1 protein-coding gene is annotated in these 460 nt (G+C 44.3%); it reads right to left on the reverse strand.

What is annotated here, in order from left to right; genetic code table 11:
* Nucleotides 1-460 (reverse strand): transposase (locus tag AB4623_RS21280; RefSeq protein WP_372147343.1); only part of this gene is annotated, 460 nt, incomplete at both ends.

Here is a 460-nt window from a genome sequence, read left to right on the forward strand (position 1 = left end):
TTAAGAGTCACAACCATCTTTCGAACACACGCGATTATTGCGACTTTCTTAGGCTTTCCGGCAGCTACAAGTCGAGCATAAGTTGCTTTGAATACGGGGTTACATTGCATGGCTGACATCATTGCCATATATAACACTGTGCGTACTTGCGCTCGACCGCCTTGGATCACGCGCTTACCTTTGTAGCGCCCACTTTCGCGTGTTATTGGAGCGACACCAATTAGTGATGCCGCTTGTTTATTTGTGATGTAGCCAAGTTCTGGTACGTTGCTAATTATTGATGCAGCGGCAATGTTTCCTATTCCAGGGACGCTCTGCAATATTGTGTTTTTAGCCTGATATTCAGGGCTATCTTCAATGAGTTTAACGAGCTTTTCTTCTAACTTGGTGATTTGATTTTTTATCGTGGTTAGCATCGGTTTGATAGTCGGATGGAGAGAAGCGGGAAGTATCTGGATTC

Source organism: Vibrio sp. 10N.222.52.C12 (assembly GCF_041474215.1).
GTDB classification, from domain to species: Bacteria; Pseudomonadota; Gammaproteobacteria; order Enterobacterales; family Vibrionaceae; genus Vibrio; species Vibrio crassostreae_C.